The sequence below is a fragment of the Shewanella sp. MM_2022_3 genome (genome assembly GCF_022557375.1).
In the GTDB taxonomy this organism is placed as follows: Bacteria; Pseudomonadota; Gammaproteobacteria; order Enterobacterales; family Shewanellaceae; genus Shewanella; species Shewanella xiamenensis.
The window spans coordinates 1-16,338 of record NZ_JAKZGV010000071.1 but is presented as its reverse complement, the minus strand read 5'-3'; the positions used below and the strand labels follow the sequence as shown (position 1 = coordinate 16,338).

The following is a 16,338-nucleotide window of genomic DNA, read 5'->3' as shown; positions in this document are numbered from 1 at the left end:
CCAGAAATAGAGAATACGTCTTCGATTGGCATCAGGAATGGCTTATCGATATCACGCTCTGGCTCTGGAATGTAAGAGTCTAAAGCTGCTGCCAGCTCAAGGATCTTCGCTTCCCACTCCGGCTCGCCTTCTAGCGCTTTCAGAGCTGAACCTTGGATTACTGGTAAGTCATCACCTGGGAAGTCGTATTCTGATAACAGTTCACGTACTTCCATTTCCACTAATTCTAACAGCTCAGCATCGTCAACCATGTCACATTTGTTCATGAATACGATGATGAATGGTACGCCAACCTGACGAGACAGCAGGATGTGCTCGCGAGTTTGTGGCATTGGACCGTCTGTAGAAGCAACTACCAGGATCGCGCCGTCCATCTGTGCAGCACCAGTGATCATGTTTTTAACATAGTCAGCGTGGCCTGGGCAGTCTACGTGTGCGTAGTGGCGAGTTGGGGTGTCATACTCGATGTGAGAGGTATTGATGGTAATACCGCGCTCACGCTCTTCTGGAGCGTTATCGATTTGAGAGAAGTCTTTAGCTTCACCACCGTAGGTCTTAGCCAGTACGTGAGAGATAGCTGCAGTCAGAGTGGTTTTACCATGGTCAACGTGACCGATGGTGCCCACGTTTACGTGAGGCTTACTACGTTCAAATTTAGCTTTTGCCACGATATATTCCTTTCTTTTCAGAATAGTCCTGCATTGACAGGACCATATTACATTTATGTCGTAACTGGAAATTAGCTACGAGATTCAATAATCGCTTTCGCAATGTTTTGCGGTGCATCAGTGTACTTCAAGAACTCCATGGAGTAAGAAGCACGACCCTGAGTTGCAGAACGCAAATCAGTTGCATAACCAAACATTTCAGAAAGAGGCACTACTGCATGGACTATTTTGATGCCACCAAAGCCATCATCCATACCTTCAATCAAACCACGGCGACGGTTTAAATCACCAACAACATCACCCATATAGTTTTCTGGAGTAGTTACTTCTACTTTCATGCAAGGTTCGAGCAACACAGGTTTCGCCTCAAGCGCACCCTTTTTGAAGCCCATAGAACCCGCAATTTTGAACGCCATTTCATTCGAGTCCACATCATGATATGAACCATCGAACAGAGTGACCTTCACGTCCAATACAGGGAAGCCAGCGAGAACGCCATTCTTCATCTGCTCTTGGATACCTTTATCAACCGCAGGGATGAATTCACGTGGAACTACACCGCCAACGATTGCGTTGATAAATTCGTAACCAGCGCCTTCTTCATTAGGCTCTAGTTTTAACCAAACATGACCGAATTGTCCACGGCCACCTGATTGGCGTACAAATTTACCTTCAGCCTCAACTGATCCACGAATGGTTTCACGGTAGGCCACTTGTGGCTTACCTACGTTACACTCAACACCAAATTCGCGACGCATACGATCAACGATAATGTCTAAGTGTAACTCACCCATTCCAGAAATCAGTGTTTGTGATGATTCTTCGTCAGTCTCAACCCGGAATGAAGGATCCTCTGCTGCAAGTTTTTGCAGTGCGATACCCATTTTGTCCTGGTCGGCTTTTGACTTAGGTTCAACGGCAATGGTAATTACAGGTTCTGGGAACTCCATGCGTTCCAAGATTACTTTGTGGTCATTATCACAAAGTGTATCACCCGTGGTTACGTCTTTTAGACCAATAGCCGCGGCAATATCACCTGCACGGACTTCTTTCAGTTCTGTGCGGTCGTTAGCGTGCATCTGCACGATACGGCCAATACGTTCACGTTTCTGTTTAACAGAGTTGTAAACGCCAGAACCTGATTCAAGTACGCCTGAGTACACACGAATAAAGGTTAAAGTACCCACGAACGGGTCTGTAGCAATCTTAAATGCCAACGCCGCAAAGGGGGCGTTGTCATCTGATGGGCGCTCAACTTCTTGCTCATTGTCATCGATGCCCTTAATAGGTGGCACATCGACTGGTGCTGGCAAGAATTCTACTACCGCATCAAGAACCGCTTGAACGCCTTTGTTCTTAAATGCAGAACCACAGGTCGCTAAAACGATTTCATTATTTATAGTACGTTGACGCAGTGCTTTTTTGATCTCTTCTTCTGACAGGGTACCTTCTTCAAGATACTTGTCCATCAGTTCATCAGAGGCTTCAGCGGCTGCTTCAACCAGATACTCATGCATTTCAGCCGCTTTAGCTGCTAAATGTGCAGGGATCTCTTCATAAGAGAACGTCATCCCCTGGTCCGCTTCGTTCCAGTTAATGGCTTTCATCTTGATTAAGTCGATCACGCCAGTGAAGTTTTCTTCTGCGCCGATATTTAATTGGATCGGTACACAAGTTGCTCCAAGGCGAGTTCTGATTTGCTTCACTACACGTTCAAAGTCCGCGCCTGCACGGTCCATCTTGTTGACAAATACGATGCGTGGAACGCGGTATTTGTCAGCTTGACGCCATACGGTTTCTGATTGAGGTTCAACACCTGAAGCACCACAGAAAACCACAACAGCGCCGTCAAGAACGCGCAAAGAACGTTCAACTTCAATAGTAAAGTCAACGTGACCAGGGGTATCGATGATATTGATGCGGTGTTCAGTGAATTGAGCATCCATACCACGCCAGAAAGTAGTGACAGCAGCCGAGGTGATAGTAATACCACGCTCTTGCTCTTGCACCATCCAGTCAGTGGTCGCGGCGCCGTCATGCACCTCACCGATTTTATGAGACAAACCGGTATAGAACAGAACACGTTCTGTTGTGGTGGTTTTACCTGCGTCCACATGAGCACAAATACCGATATTACGATAACGCTCAATTGGGGTTGTACGAGCCACGATTATACCCTCTCCACCAAAACCTAAGTCTTGGCAATATCAACAACAATGGTGTGGGCCTAAGCCCACACCATCAGATTACCAACGGTAATGAGCAAAGGCCTTGTTAGCTTCAGCCATGCGGTGCACGTCTTCACGCTTCTTAACAGCAGTACCTTTGTTTTCAGACGCATCTAGCATTTCACCTGCTAGACGTAAAGCCATAGATTTTTCACCACGCTTACGTGCAGCTTCAACTAACCAGCGCATCGCCAGTGCGTTACGACGCACAGGACGAACTTCACATGGTACCTGGTATGTAGAACCACCCACGCGACGAGATTTAACTTCGACTGATGGGCGAACGTTGTCCAGGGCTGCTTCAAGGATGTCTAAATGGTTAGCGCCTTTCTTTTCAGCGATAACATCAAGAGCCTTGTAAATGATTTTTTCAGCAGTCGACTTTTTGCCGTCCTGCATAATGACGTTGATGAACTTAGCCAGCAACTCACTGTGAAACTTTGGATCTGGTAGGATTTTACGTTGTCCTACAACGCGACGTCTTGGCATAACAATTCTCCGTATGCTTCAGGGATTTCCAAAACTGGAATTCTCAAAATAAACTAGCTTGGCCTTACTTAACGGATACGTTAAGACTTAGGACGCTTAGCACCGTACTTAGAACGGCTTTGGCGACGTGAAGTCACGCCTGCACAGTCTAATGCGCCACGAACAGTGTGGTAGCGAACACCAGGTAAGTCTTTAACACGACCACCACGGATCAAAATCACGCTGTGTTCCTGCAGGTTGTGGCCTTCACCGCCGATGTACGAAGTAACTTCGAAACCGTTAGTTAGACGCACACGAGCTACTTTACGTAGTGCAGAGTTAGGTTTTTTAGGGGTAGTTGTGTACACACGTGTACAAACACCACGCTTTTGTGGGCACGCATTCAACGCAGGCACATTAGTCTTGTCGACTTTTGGCGCGCGTGGCTTACGTACCAACTGGTTTACAGTTGCCATGTATAGCTCCGAGTCAGTTGAATCAAACTCAACGATAAGGTGTGAAAAATCTATATCCCACAATGGTGGGACGCGGAATTCTAGAAAGGTAAAGCCTGACTGTCAAGAAATAGCCAACTTTTGCGGCATTTTCCAATAAAAAAGGCGCCATTGGCGCCTTTTTGTTACAAACTGTTCACTTAATCTTGGCTACCAGCCAGGTTTAAGAGGTCAGCGAGATTTTGTTCCGCTTCACTTGCAGTGATCTTATTCACTACAACTGGCTCGTCTTTCTTAGCACGGGCATCGTTACGGGTCTTGTGATAAGCGTAACCAGTACCGGCTGGGATCAGACGGCCAACGATTACGTTTTCTTTCAGACCTCGTAAGTTATCAGACTTGCCGCCTACGGCAGCTTCTGTCAGTACGCGAGTTGTTTCTTGGAACGATGCTGCAGAGATAAACGATTCTGTTGCCAGAGACGCTTTGGTAATACCTAGCAGTTCACGTTCGAAGGTCGCAGGCACTTTGCCTTGTTCGATCAGGTCGCGGTTAGCGATCTTCACGCGAGACACTTCTACTTGTTCGCCTTCTAAGAACTCACTATCACCTGCAGAGGTGATTACGCACTTACGCAGCATTTGACGGATGATCACTTCGATATGCTTATCGTTGATCTTCACGCCTTGTAGACGATATACGTCTTGTACTTCGTTCACAATGTAGTTAGCTACGTTGTGGATGCCACGTAGACGCAGAATGTCGTGCGCCGCTTCTGGACCGTCAGCAATAACTTCACCACGTTCGACTTTTTCACCTTCGAACACGTTTAAGTTACGCCATTTCGGGATCATCTCTTCGTACTGTTCACCGCCATCCGCTGGTGTAATCACCAGACGACGCTTGCCTTTAGTCTCTTTACCAAACGAGATGGTACCAGAGATTTCCGCCAGAATTGCAGGCTCTTTTGGCTTACGGGCTTCGAACAGGTCGGCAACGCGTGGTAGACCACCCGTGATGTCGCGTGTTTTAGACGATTCTTGTGGAATACGTGCTAACGCGTCACCCACGGCGATTTGCGCATTGTCGTCAAGGTTAACGATCGCACTGCCTGGTAAGAAGTATTGTGCTGGCACTTCAGTACCTGGGATCATCAGGTCACTACCGTCGGCACCAACCAGACGGATCATTGGGCGCATTTCTTTACCCGCTGAACCACGTTGACCCACGTCGAGGATCACGATTGATGACAGACCAGTCAGTTCGTCTGTTTGACGAGTCATGGTCACGCCGTCGATCATGTCAACGAACTTAATACTACCCGCCACTTCAGTGATGATTGGGTGAGTATGTGGGTCCCAGTTAGCGATGATATCGCCTGCTTCTACTGATGCTTCTTCTAACTTCTCGAGCACAGTACCGTAAGGCACTTTATAACGCTCTTTCTCACGACCTAATTCATCGATGATTGCCAGTTCAGAAGAACGAGAAACGATAACCAGCTTGCCGTCTGTGTTTGTTACGTACTTAGCGTTGTGCAGTTTCAACGAACCTGAGTTCTTCACTTGAACGTTGTTTTCTGCAGAGGCACGTGACGCAGCACCACCGATGTGGAACGTACGCATCGTTAACTGTGTACCAGGTTCACCGATTGATTGTGCAGCCACAACACCGATCGCTTCACCGTGGTTGATGATATGGCCACGGGCCAAGTCACGGCCGTAACAGGCAGCACATACACCAAAATCGGTATCACAGGTAATAACTGAACGAACAATCACTTCATCGATTGAATGCTCTTCTAACTTGTCACACCATGCTTCATCGAGCAGGGTATTACGTGGTGCCAGTACGTCTTCAGTGCCAGGATAGAACACATCAACAGCAACCACACGACCCAGTACGCGTTCACGTAATGGCTCAACCACATCACCACCTTCGATCAGCGGCTTCATGGTTAGACCTTCGTGAGTACCACAATCGTCTTCAATGACGACTAAGTCTTGAGCAACGTCTACCAGACGACGAGTCAGGTAACCCGAGTTCGCTGTCTTCAATGCAGTATCGGCAAGACCTTTACGCGCACCGTGAGTAGAAATAAAGTACTGAAGTACGTTTAGACCTTCACGGAAGTTAGCGGTAATTGGCGTTTCAATGATCGAACCGTCTGGTTTCGCCATCAGACCACGCATACCCGCTAACTGACGGATCTGTGCAGCACTACCACGAGCGCCAGAGTCGGCCATCATGTAAATGCTATTGAACGAAGCTTGTTTTTCTTCAACGCCATCACGGTTAATCACTGTCTCAGTTGACAGGTTTTCCATCATCGCTTTAGAAACTTTTTCGTTCGCACTTGCCCAGATGTCGATAACTTTGTTGTAACGCTCACCGGCAGTAACCAGACCTGATTGGAACTGCTCTTGAATTTCGAGCACTTCGGCTTCAGCGTCAGCAACTAAGGTGTACTTCTCAGCTGGGATCACCATGTCGTCGATACCGACAGATGCACCAGAGATAGTGGCGTAACGGAAACCTGTATACATCAGTTGGTCAGCGAAGATAACGGTATCTTTCAGACCTAATTGACGGTAACAGGTGTTCAACAGCTTAGAAATCTGCTTTTTGCCCATGTTCTGGTTAACCAGATCAAATGACAAACCTGCTGGCAGAATCAATGACAGCAGAGCACGACCGACTGTGGTATCTACGATACGACGTTGTTCAGTACGCTCACCATTGTCACCGATAACGGTTTCAGTGATACGCACTTTCACGCGGGCATGCAGTTCAGCAGCGCCAGTTGCATAAGCTTTTTCAACTTCAGCAACAGACATAAAGTACATACCTTCACCACGGCCGTTAATACGCTCACGGCTGGTGTAGTACAGACCTAATACCACGTCTTGTGATGGAGTGATTACAGGCTCGCCGTTGGCTGGTGACAGGATGTTGTTGGTAGACATCATCAGGGCACGGGCTTCAAGCTGCGCTTCCAGTGTTAACGGTACGTGTACCGCCATTTGGTCACCGTCGAAGTCGGCGTTGTATGCCGCACAAACGAGTGGGTGTAACTGGATGGCTTTACCTTCAATCAGTACAGGTTCGAACGCTTGGATACCGAGTCTGTGCAGTGTTGGTGCACGGTTAAGCATCACTGGATGTTCGCGGATCACTTCATCCAGAACGTCCCAAACTTCCGCCACTTCACGCTCTACCATCTTCTTAGCCGCTTTGATGGTTGTTGCTAAGCCACGACCTTCCAGCTTGCCATAGATGAATGGCTTGAACAGTTCCAGTGCCATCTTCTTAGGAAGACCACATTGGTGCAGACGTAAAGTAGGACCAACGGTAATTACCGAACGACCAGAGTAGTCAACACGCTTACCTAACAAGTTCTGACGGAAACGACCTTGTTTACCTTTGATCATATCGGCCAAAGATTTCAGAGGACGTTTGTTAGAACCGGTAATAGCACGACCACGACGACCGTTATCTAATAGCGCATCAACAGACTCTTGTAACATACGCTTTTCGTTGCGTACGATAATGTCCGGCGCAGCTAAATCTAACAGACGCTTCAAACGGTTGTTACGGTTGATCACACGGCGGTACAGATCGTTCAGATCTGAAGTCGCGAAGCGGCCGCCATCGAGCGGTACCAGCGGACGTAAGTCAGGTGGTAACACAGGCAGTACTTTTAAGATCATCCACTCTGGCTTGTTACCAGAAGTGTGGAACGCTTCCATCAACTTAAGACGCTTGGTCACTTTCTTGCGACGAGTCTCAGAGTTGATTGATGGCAGCTCTTCACGCATTTGTTCGATTTCTTTTTCAAGATCGATCGCGCGCAGCAGTTCTAATACCGCTTCAGCACCCATCTTGGCTTCGAATTCGTCACCGTACTCTTCTAATGCGTCCAGATAGTTTTCTTCTGTCAGCATTTGGCCACGCTCAAGGCTGGTCATGCCAGGCTCGATCACGACGAAAGATTCAAAATACAGTACGCGCTCGATATCACGCAGCGTCATGTCCAGCATTAAACCGATACGGGACGGCAGTGATTTCAAGAACCAAATGTGGGCAACTGGGCTAGCCAGTTCAATGTGACCCATACGCTCACGACGTACTTTAGTCTGGGTAACTTCTACACCACACTTTTCACAGATCACACCACGGTGCTTCAAACGCTTGTACTTACCGCACAAACATTCGTAATCTTTGACTGGGCCAAAGATACGCGCACAGAACAGACCTTCACGCTCAGGCTTGAAGGTACGGTAGTTAATGGTTTCTGGCTTCTTAACTTCACCAAAAGACCAAGAACGGATCAGATCAGGCGATGCCAGACCAATTTTGATGCCGTTAAATTCTTCAGTCTTGCTTTGCTGTTTCAGAAACTTTAATAAGTCTTTCACGTTTCTCTCCTGAAGGAGTTAAACCGGGTGCTCCGCGACTGCGGAGCACCATTCTGTTGCCAAACGTTGCCTTAAGGCGACGCTTATTCCTGATCCAACTCGATATTAATACCGAGTGAACGGATCTCCTTCAGTAATACGTTGAAGGACTCTGGCATGCCAGGCTGCATCTGATGGTTACCGTCGACGATGTTCTTATACATCTGAGTACGACCGTTAACGTCATCCGATTTCACGGTGAGCATTTCTTGAAGCGTATAAGCGGCACCGTATGCTTCGAGTGCCCACACTTCCATCTCCCCGAAACGCTGACCACCGAACTGAGCTTTACCGCCCAATGGTTGTTGAGTTACTAAGCTGTACGAACCGGTAGAACGGGCGTGCATCTTGTCGTCAACTAAGTGGTTCAGTTTGAGCATGTACATGTAACCAACAGTTACTGGACGCTCAAATTCGTTACCGGTACGACCATCAAATAATTTCAGCTGACCAGAGGTTGGCAAGCCTGCAAGCTCAAGCATCTGCTTGATCTCTTTCTCTTTAGCACCGTCGAAGGCTGGCGTAGCAACTGGGATACCGCCTTTCAGGTTGTTCGCTAAGCGCAATAACTCATCGTCAGTGAATGAATCGATGTCAACGCGCTGCTGCACTTCGTCACCTAATTCGTACACTTGCTTGATGTAGTTACGAACTTCTGCAAGTCCCTTCTCGCGCTGATCTTCCAGCATGGCAGCAATCTTGTTACCAATACCTTTAGCCGCAGCACCTAAGTGAACTTCAAGAACCTGACCGATGTTCATACGTGATGGAACGCCTAGCGGGTTCAACACGATGTCCACAGGGTTGCCTTGCTCGTCGTACGGCATGTCTTCAATTGGGTTAATCTTAGAGATAACACCCTTGTTACCGTGACGACCCGCCATCTTGTCACCTGGTTGGATAGTACGTTTAACCGCTAAGTAAACCTTAACGATCTTCAGTACGCCCGGTGCCAAGTCATCACCTTGGGTGATTTTGCGACGTTTGATTTCAAACTTCTTATCGAAGTCTGCTTTCAGCTCTTCATGCTGTTCAGCTAATTGCTCAAGCTCAGTTTGTTTGGCTTCATCATCAATGACTTGAACCAATACATCTTTACGTGGCAATGCAGCGATTTGTGCTTCAGTGAAACCGGCACTTAATAATAAGTTGCGTGCACGGCTCAATACGCCTTCTTCAAGGATCTTGAACTCTTCGCCTAAGTCTTTACGAGCTTGGGCAATGTGCATTTCTTCGATTTCAATGGCGCGTTTGTCTTTCTCAACGCCGTCACGGGTAAATACCTGAACGTCGATGATGGTACCTTTAACAGAGTTAGGTACACGCAGTGAGCTGTCTTTCACATCAGACGCTTTCTCACCGAAGATGGCGCGCAGTAACTTCTCTTCTGGAGTCAGTTGTGTTTCGCCTTTTGGCGTCACTTTACCAACCAGAATGTCACCGCCCTTCACTTCTGCACCAATGTAAACAATACCTGACTCGTCGAGTTTCGACAGAGCAGATTCACCTACGTTCGGAATGTCAGCCGTGATTTCTTCGCTACCCAGTTTGGTATCACGAGCGATACAAGACAGCTCTTGAATGTGGATAGTGGTGAAACGGTCTTCCTGTGCAACACGCTCAGAAATTAAGATCGAGTCTTCGAAGTTGTAACCGTTCCAAGGCATGAACGCGATACGCATGTTCTGGCCAAGGGCTAAGTCACCTAAGTCAGTAGAAGGACCGTCTGCTAACACGTCACCACGAACGACTGGCTCACCAACAGAACAGCATGGACGTTGGTTGATACATGTGTTTTGGTTAGAACGGGTGTACTTAGTCAGGTTGTAAATGTCGATACCGGCTTCGCCTGGGCGCAGCTCGTCTTCATTTACTTTAACTACGATACGGCTCGCATCAACGTAATCGATCACACCGCCACGTTTAGCGGCGACTACTACGCCAGAATCCACAGCGAGCGTGCGTTCAATACCTGTACCGACCAGAGGCTTCTCTGACTTCAGTGTTGGTACCGCTTGACGTTGCATGTTCGCACCCATCAATGCACGGTTCGCGTCGTCGTGTTCTAAGAACGGGATCAGTGACGCAGCAACAGAAATAATCTGCTGTGGCGATACGTCCATGTATTGAATGTCAGATGCGCGCATAAAGGTAGATTCACCTTTGTGACGACATGCGATCTGCTCTTCAACCATGCGGCCTTCTGAGTCAACTTCGATGTTCGCCTGTGCAATCACATAACGACCTTCTTCAATCGCTGACAAGTATTCCACTTCGTCAGTGATCACACCGTCTACCACTTTGCGGTATGGTGTTTCTAAGAAGCCGTATGAGTTAGTACGGGCAAAGCTTGCTAATGAGTTGATTAGACCAATGTTTGGACCTTCAGGGGTCTCAATTGGACATAAACGACCATAATGCGTTGGGTGTACGTCGCGGACTTCGAAGCCTGCACGTTCACGGGTCAAACCACCTGGGCCTAGAGCAGAAATACGACGCTTATGCGTTACTTCTGACAGCGGGTTGTTTTGGTCCATGAATTGTGACAGCTGAGAAGAACCGAAGAACTCTTTCACTGCAGCAGAAATTGGCTTAGCGTTGATTAAGTCTTGTGGCATCAGCTCGTTCAGATCGCCTAATGACAGACGTTCACGCACGGCGCGCTCAACACGGACCAGACCAACACGGAATTGGTTTTCAGCCATCTCACCCACAGAACGAATACGACGGTTACCTAAGTGGTCGATATCGTCCACTTCGTCGAAGCCGTTACGGATGTGAATAATGTTCTTCATTACAGCAACGATGTCTTCTTTAGACAATACACCGCTACCTTCGTCATCAGGAATGCTGAGACGACGGTTGAACTTCATACGACCGACTTTAGACAGGTCATAACGTTCTTCGCTGAAGAATAAGTTTTGGAACAGGGCTTCTGCTGCATCTTTGGTTGGTGGCTCACCAGGACGCATCATACGGTAGATCTCAACTAACGCTTCTAAGCGGTTAGTGGTTGGATCAATACGCAGAGTGTCAGAGATGTAAGCACCGTGGTCCAGCTCGTTAATGTATAACGTGCTCAACTCTTTGATGCCTGCCAGTGATAACTTCGCTAAGTCTTCTAAGCTGATTTCACTGTTAGCAGAAACTAATACTTCGCCCGTGTCCGGATCGATGTAATCTTGAGCAGCATATTTGCCCACGATGTACTCAACTGGTACTTCGAGCTCAGTGGTGTTGGTTTTTTCGAGTTGGCGAATGTGACGTGCCGTCACGCGACGGCCCGCTTCAACCAATACAGTACCTTCAGCATCCTTGATGTCGTAGCTGGCGGTTTCGCCACGCAGACGCTCAGGGACTAAGGTCATAACCAAAGTATCTTTCTTGATCTTGAACTCAACGCGTTCGAAGAACAGGTCAAGGATCTCTTGAGTAGAGTACTCTAATGCACGCAGAATGATGGTCGCTGGTAATTTACGGCGACGGTCGATACGTACGAATAGTGCATCTTTAGGATCGAATTCAAAGTCTAACCATGAACCACGGTAAGGAATGATACGTGCGTTATATAGCACCTTACCTGATGAGTGGGTTTTACCACGGTCGTGATCGAAGAATACGCCTGGGCTGCGGTGTAATTGAGAAACGATTACACGCTCAGTACCGTTGATAACAAAGGTACCGTTGTCAGTCATCAATGGGATATCACCCATGTAGACTTCTTGTTCTTTAATATCTTTTACAGTGCCGGCCGCTGCTTCACGGTCATACAACACCATGCGTAATTTGACGCGCAGTGGAGCTGAATATGTAACACCACGGATCTGACACTCTTTCACATCAAAAACAGGCTCGCCAAGCTTATAGCTGACGTATTGCAGTTCTGAATTACCAGAAAAGCTCTTGATGGGAAAAACGCTACGGAAGGCGGCTTCAAGACCGCGCTCACCGGTAGGATCTTGATCGGTGAACTTCTTAAAAGAGTCTAACTGAATAGACAAAAGGTAAGGAATATCCAACACCTGTGGACGCTTACCAAAGTCTTTGCGAATACGCTTCTTTTCAGAATAGGAGTAAACCATGGGTTTCCTCTGCTTACGAGATGTGACCAAGACTGAATCAATAACTTAAGTTATTACATTCAGCACGTTTGCCCATCACCGTTGATGGCAAGAACCTAACCAGTAATCTCTGCTAGGGACTGCAAAATCTGGCGACAAACGGTGAAAAAAAATCGCCGGCGCATATAGCGCAAAAAAGGCCGACGGTTAAAAAACCGCCAGCCTCCACCCAAGTGGCTTGGGTGAGCAAGCTAAATAATAGCTTACTTGATTTCTACTGAAGCACCAGCTTCAACTAGTTCTTTCTTCAGAGCTTCAGCTTCTTCTTTAGAAACGCCTTCTTTAACTGCTACTGGAGCAGCTTCAGACATTGCTTTAGCTTCTTTCAGGCCTAAACCAGTTGCGCCACGGATGGCTTTAATAACTGCAACTTTGTTGTCGCCGTGTGCAGTCAGAATTACGTTGAATTCTGTTTGCTCTTCAACAGCAGCAGCAGCTTCGCCACCACCAGAAACAACAGCAGCAGCGGCAGAAACGCCGAACTTCTCTTCCATTGCTTCGATCAGTTCAACAACTTCCATTACAGACATAGCTGCAAAGGCTTCTAAGATTTGGTCTTTAGTGATAGACATAACAAATGTTTCCTATTGTTCTGAATTCAATTCTATTAAGCAGCCAGCTTGAAATTAAGCGGCTTCTTGTTTTTGATCGCGCAGGGCGGCCAGTGTACGAACGAACTTGCCAGCAGATGCTTCTTTCATAGTCATCATTAACTGTGCTAGTGCTTCTTCGTATGTTGGCAGTTTCGCCAAACGATCAATGTCAGCTGCAGGGATGAAATTCCCTTCAAAGGCTGCGCCTTTAACTTCGAAGTTAGCTTGCTCTTTAGCAAAGTCTTTTAACAGACGAGCTGCAGCACCTGGGTGCTCGTTAGAGAAAGCAATCAAAGTTGGGCCAGTGAACGTTTCTGCTAGGCACTCAAATGCAGTACCTTCAACAGCACGACGAGCCAGAGTGTTACGTACTACACGTACATAAACACCAGCTTCGCGAGCTTTTTTACGCAGACCGGTCATAGCACCTACAGTTACACCGCGAGAATCAGCGGCAACTGCAGATAGCGCACCTTTGGCAGCTTCGTTGACTTCAGCAACAATCGCTTTTTTGTCTTCGAGTCTTAATGCCATTGGCTTTACTCCTGGATTCTACCTAGGGTATTCCCTAGTATTTACCATACTAAATACTTATGTATTTAGTGACTTACGGTGCAGATTATCCAGTAAAAAAATTTAGCTGGGGCCTGACACCGTCTACGCAGGAAATTAAGTAAACCGTTAAAGTAAACACCTGCGGTCTTGGACGGAAGCCTAATTAATGATGCTTAAAGCATCAAAAACAGGCTTCAACCCACAAAGTGCGCGCATTATAGACTAATGCACTCACCTTGTAAAATTAGTTAGCTGTTTCGAGAGAAGCTTGGTCAACAGCAACACCTGCACCCATAGTGGTGGAGATGCTTACTTTTTTCACGTATACACCTTTTGCAACTGCAGGCTTAGCCTTTTTCAGTGCAGAGATTAACGCTTCCAAGTTTTCTTTCAATTGAACTGGTGTGAAATCCACTTTACCGATAGTAGTGTGGATAATACCGTTCTTGTCGTTGCGGTAACGAACTTGACCTGCTTTAGCGTTCTTAACTGCTTCAGCAACGTTAGGCGTTACTGTGCCAGTTTTTGGGTTAGGCATTAAGCCACGTGGGCCTAAAATTTGACCTAACATACCAACAACGCGCATTGCGTCTGGAGATGCGATAACTACGTCGAAGTTCATTTCACCGGCTTTGATTTTCTCAGCCAGATCATCCATACCAACAAGTTCAGCACCAGCAGCTTTAGCAGCTTCAGCATTTGCACCTTGTGTAAATACTGCAACGCGAACGTCACGACCAGTACCGTGTGGCAACACAGTTGCACCACGAACGTTTTGGTCAGATTTACGTGGGTCGATGCCCAGGTTAACAGCAACGTCAACACTTTCAACGAATTTAGCAGTTGCTAATTCTTTTAACAGAGCAACAGCGTCGTTGATTTCGTATAATTTAGTACCGTCAACTTTCTCGCGGATTACGCGCATGCGTTTAGTTAGTTTTGCCATTATATTAACCCTCTACAACCAAACCCATTGAACGCGCAGTACCTTCGATTGAGCGAGTCATCGCTTCAATATCAGCACCAGTCATATCGGCGGCTTTCATTTCAGCAATTTCCTGAATCTTAGCACGAGCGATAGTACCTACTTTCTGAGTGTTTGGACGTGGAGAACCTGATTTCAGGCCTGCAGCAGTCTTCAGTAAGTAAGAAGCTGGTGGTGTCTTAGTTTCGAAAGTGAATGAACGGTCACTGTATACAGTGATCACGACTGGAATAGGCATGCCTTTTTCCATTTTTTCTGTACGAGCGTTGAACGCTTTACAGAATTCCATGATGTTCACACCTTTCTGACCCAGAGCTGGACCAACTGGTGGTGAAGGGTTCGCAGAACCTGATTTCACTTGTAGCTTAATATAAGCATCAATCTTTTTTGCCATCTGACATTTCCTCAGTTTGGGTTCAAACGCATATCAGCGACATGCCAACATGCTCCCCCGAAAACAACGGGTGCGGATTATATAGAAATCCGCACCCGTTGCCAAACGGATTTTGTATTTAATTTAATCAGCCTTTTTCGACCTGACTAAAATCGAGCTCAACTGGTGTAGAACGACCGAAGATCATTACCGACACTTTTACGCGGCTCTTGTCATAATCCACTTCTTCAACGGTACCGTTAAAGTCAGCAAATGGACCATCACATACACGCACCACTTCGCCTGGCTCAAAAATAACGCGGTGAGTTGGCGAAGCTGTGGTTTCTTGTAAGCGACGCAGAATAGCATCCGCTTCTCTATCTGAAATTGGAGCAGGACGATCAGATGTTCCGCCAATAAAGCCTAAAACACGCGGGATGCTTTTGACTAAATGCCAGCTATCATCGTTCATTTCCATCTGGACCAAAACATAACCAGGGAAAAACTTACGCTCGCTCTTACGACGCTGGCCTGCACGCATTTCAATGACTTCTTCAGTCGGAACTAAGACTTCACCGAAGTATTGTTCCATGCCGTGCATTTTAATGTATTCAATCAGTGACTTACAAACTCGGCCTTCATAGCCAGAGAATGCCTGCACTACATACCATCTTTTTTTAGCTTCTTTAGCTTCAGTCATTCGAGGTGCCTATACGCCAGTGATAAAATTGACAATTCGCATTAACACTGCATCTAAACCCCATAAAATAAGAGCTAAGATACCTGTTGCAGCAAGGACAATAAAAGTGGTGTTAAGCGCTTCTTGACGTGTTGGCCATACGACCTTACGCACTTCAATTTGCGACTCACGCGCGAATGCTAAAGCTTTTTTACCCTTTTCGGTTTGCAGGGCAATAAAACCAGCAATAGCGAATGCAACGATAACAGCCAGTGCGCGGATCACGGCACTCGCCTCGCTATACATTTGATTGCCAATAACAGCAGCGGCCAGCAATAGGATCGCTAAACCCCACTTCACGATATCCAGAGAGTTAGTCTGGTTTTCAGTATTTGTTGTCATCGGTTATTCCGTTACTCAATACGGCCTGAGCTTGAGCACAATAATTAGGGACATACGACCCAGTTACAATACGCTTTAGATACTCTGAATCCCGAATACCCTTAGAAACGCATGTTGCATAAGCTCAGGGTCAAAAATCGGCCATAGATTGTATTCTGATTCGACTTTGTTAGCAAGGATGCACAACAGTTGCAACCCACAAAACCCACTAAATAATCGACTTAAACAAAAAAGGAAGCCTAAGCTTCCTTTTTTCTAATCACAATTGCTATTACGCAATGATCTTAGCTACAACACCAGCGCCTACTGTACGGCCACCTTCACGAATTGCGAAGCGTAAACCTTCGTCCATCG

Annotated in this window: 13 protein-coding genes; all 13 read right to left on the bottom strand. The window is 46.9% G+C overall.

Features of this window, described 5'->3' with window-relative positions; genetic code table 11:
* Positions 1-668, bottom strand: a 668-nt coding sequence (locus tag MMG82_RS20310) for a GTP-binding protein (protein ID WP_241407336.1), incomplete at its 3' end; no start/stop codon positions are given.
* 71 nt (positions 669-739) lie between these two features.
* Positions 740-2,836 (bottom strand): elongation factor G, encoded by a 2,097-nt coding sequence (fusA, locus tag MMG82_RS20305; RefSeq protein WP_037418387.1) that lies wholly within the window; start codon positions 2,834-2,836, stop codon positions 740-742.
* A 78-nt stretch (positions 2,837-2,914) separates the two neighbouring features.
* Complete coding sequence (rpsG, locus tag MMG82_RS20300; protein ID WP_011070613.1) at positions 2,915-3,385, bottom strand: 30S ribosomal protein S7; 471 nt, start codon at positions 3,383-3,385, stop codon at positions 2,915-2,917.
* 80 nt (positions 3,386-3,465) lie between these two features.
* Positions 3,466-3,840 carry a 30S ribosomal protein S12 gene (gene rpsL / locus MMG82_RS20295; protein ID WP_011070612.1) on the bottom strand — a complete coding sequence of 125 codons (375 nt, stop codon included), beginning with the start codon at positions 3,838-3,840 and terminating at the stop codon, positions 3,466-3,468.
* Between the two features lie 179 nt (positions 3,841-4,019).
* Positions 4,020-8,237: a DNA-directed RNA polymerase subunit beta' gene (gene rpoC, locus MMG82_RS20290; RefSeq protein ID WP_047539809.1), complete on the bottom strand. Its 4,218-nt coding sequence runs from the start codon at positions 8,235-8,237 to the stop codon at positions 4,020-4,022.
* 83 nt (positions 8,238-8,320) lie between these two features.
* Positions 8,321-12,358, bottom strand: a complete 4,038-nt coding sequence (gene rpoB, locus MMG82_RS20285) for a DNA-directed RNA polymerase subunit beta (RefSeq protein ID WP_037418393.1) — start codon at positions 12,356-12,358, stop codon at positions 8,321-8,323.
* 242 nt (positions 12,359-12,600) lie between these two features.
* Complete coding sequence (gene rplL, locus MMG82_RS20280) at positions 12,601-12,969, bottom strand: 50S ribosomal protein L7/L12 (protein WP_007644333.1); 369 nt, start codon at positions 12,967-12,969, stop codon at positions 12,601-12,603.
* A gap of 54 nt (positions 12,970-13,023) precedes the next feature.
* Positions 13,024-13,524 carry a 50S ribosomal protein L10 gene (rplJ, locus tag MMG82_RS20275; protein WP_011070609.1) on the bottom strand — a complete coding sequence of 167 codons (501 nt, stop codon included), beginning with the start codon at positions 13,522-13,524 and terminating at the stop codon, positions 13,024-13,026.
* A gap of 265 nt (positions 13,525-13,789) precedes the next feature.
* On the bottom strand, positions 13,790-14,491 hold the full coding sequence (gene rplA / locus MMG82_RS20270) for a 50S ribosomal protein L1 (protein WP_011070608.1): 702 nt from the start codon (positions 14,489-14,491) through the stop codon (positions 13,790-13,792).
* 4 nt (positions 14,492-14,495) lie between these two features.
* Positions 14,496-14,924 carry a 50S ribosomal protein L11 gene (gene rplK, locus MMG82_RS20265; RefSeq protein ID WP_037430687.1) on the bottom strand — a complete coding sequence of 143 codons (429 nt, stop codon included), beginning with the start codon at positions 14,922-14,924 and terminating at the stop codon, positions 14,496-14,498.
* 127 nt (positions 14,925-15,051) lie between these two features.
* Entirely contained in the window at positions 15,052-15,603 is a 552-nt protein-coding gene (nusG, locus tag MMG82_RS20260; protein ID WP_011070606.1) for a transcription termination/antitermination protein NusG, read from the bottom strand.
* Positions 15,604-15,612: 9 nt separating this feature from the next.
* Positions 15,613-15,984 carry a preprotein translocase subunit SecE gene (gene secE / locus MMG82_RS20255; RefSeq protein ID WP_037418403.1) on the bottom strand — a complete coding sequence of 124 codons (372 nt, stop codon included), beginning with the start codon at positions 15,982-15,984 and terminating at the stop codon, positions 15,613-15,615.
* 271 nt (positions 15,985-16,255) lie between these two features.
* Positions 16,256-16,338 (bottom strand): hypothetical protein (locus MMG82_RS20250; protein ID WP_080034449.1); only part of this gene is annotated, 83 nt, incomplete at its 5' end.

What these genes read in the sequence shown, in the direction of transcription:
- rplK (WP_037430687.1), bottom strand. Translation starts at nt 14,924, where the DNA reads ATGGCAAAAAAGATTGATGCTTATATTAAGCTACAAGTGAAATCAGGT.
- rplA (WP_011070608.1), bottom strand. Translation starts at nt 14,491, where the DNA reads ATGGCAAAACTAACTAAACGCATGCGCGTAATCCGCGAGAAAGTTGAC.
- nusG (WP_011070606.1), bottom strand. Translation starts at nt 15,603, where the DNA reads ATGACTGAAGCTAAAGAAGCTAAAAAAAGATGGTATGTAGTGCAGGCA.
- rplL (WP_007644333.1), bottom strand. Translation starts at nt 12,969, where the DNA reads ATGTCTATCACTAAAGACCAAATCTTAGAAGCCTTTGCAGCTATGTCT.
- rpsG (WP_011070613.1), bottom strand. Translation starts at nt 3,385, where the DNA reads ATGCCAAGACGTCGCGTTGTAGGACAACGTAAAATCCTACCAGATCCA.
- rpoB (WP_037418393.1), bottom strand. Translation starts at nt 12,358, where the DNA reads ATGGTTTACTCCTATTCTGAAAAGAAGCGTATTCGCAAAGACTTTGGT.
- secE (WP_037418403.1), bottom strand. Translation starts at nt 15,984, where the DNA reads ATGACAACAAATACTGAAAACCAGACTAACTCTCTGGATATCGTGAAG.
- rplJ (WP_011070609.1), bottom strand. Translation starts at nt 13,524, where the DNA reads ATGGCATTAAGACTCGAAGACAAAAAAGCGATTGTTGCTGAAGTCAAC.
- rpsL (WP_011070612.1), bottom strand. Translation starts at nt 3,840, where the DNA reads ATGGCAACTGTAAACCAGTTGGTACGTAAGCCACGCGCGCCAAAAGTC.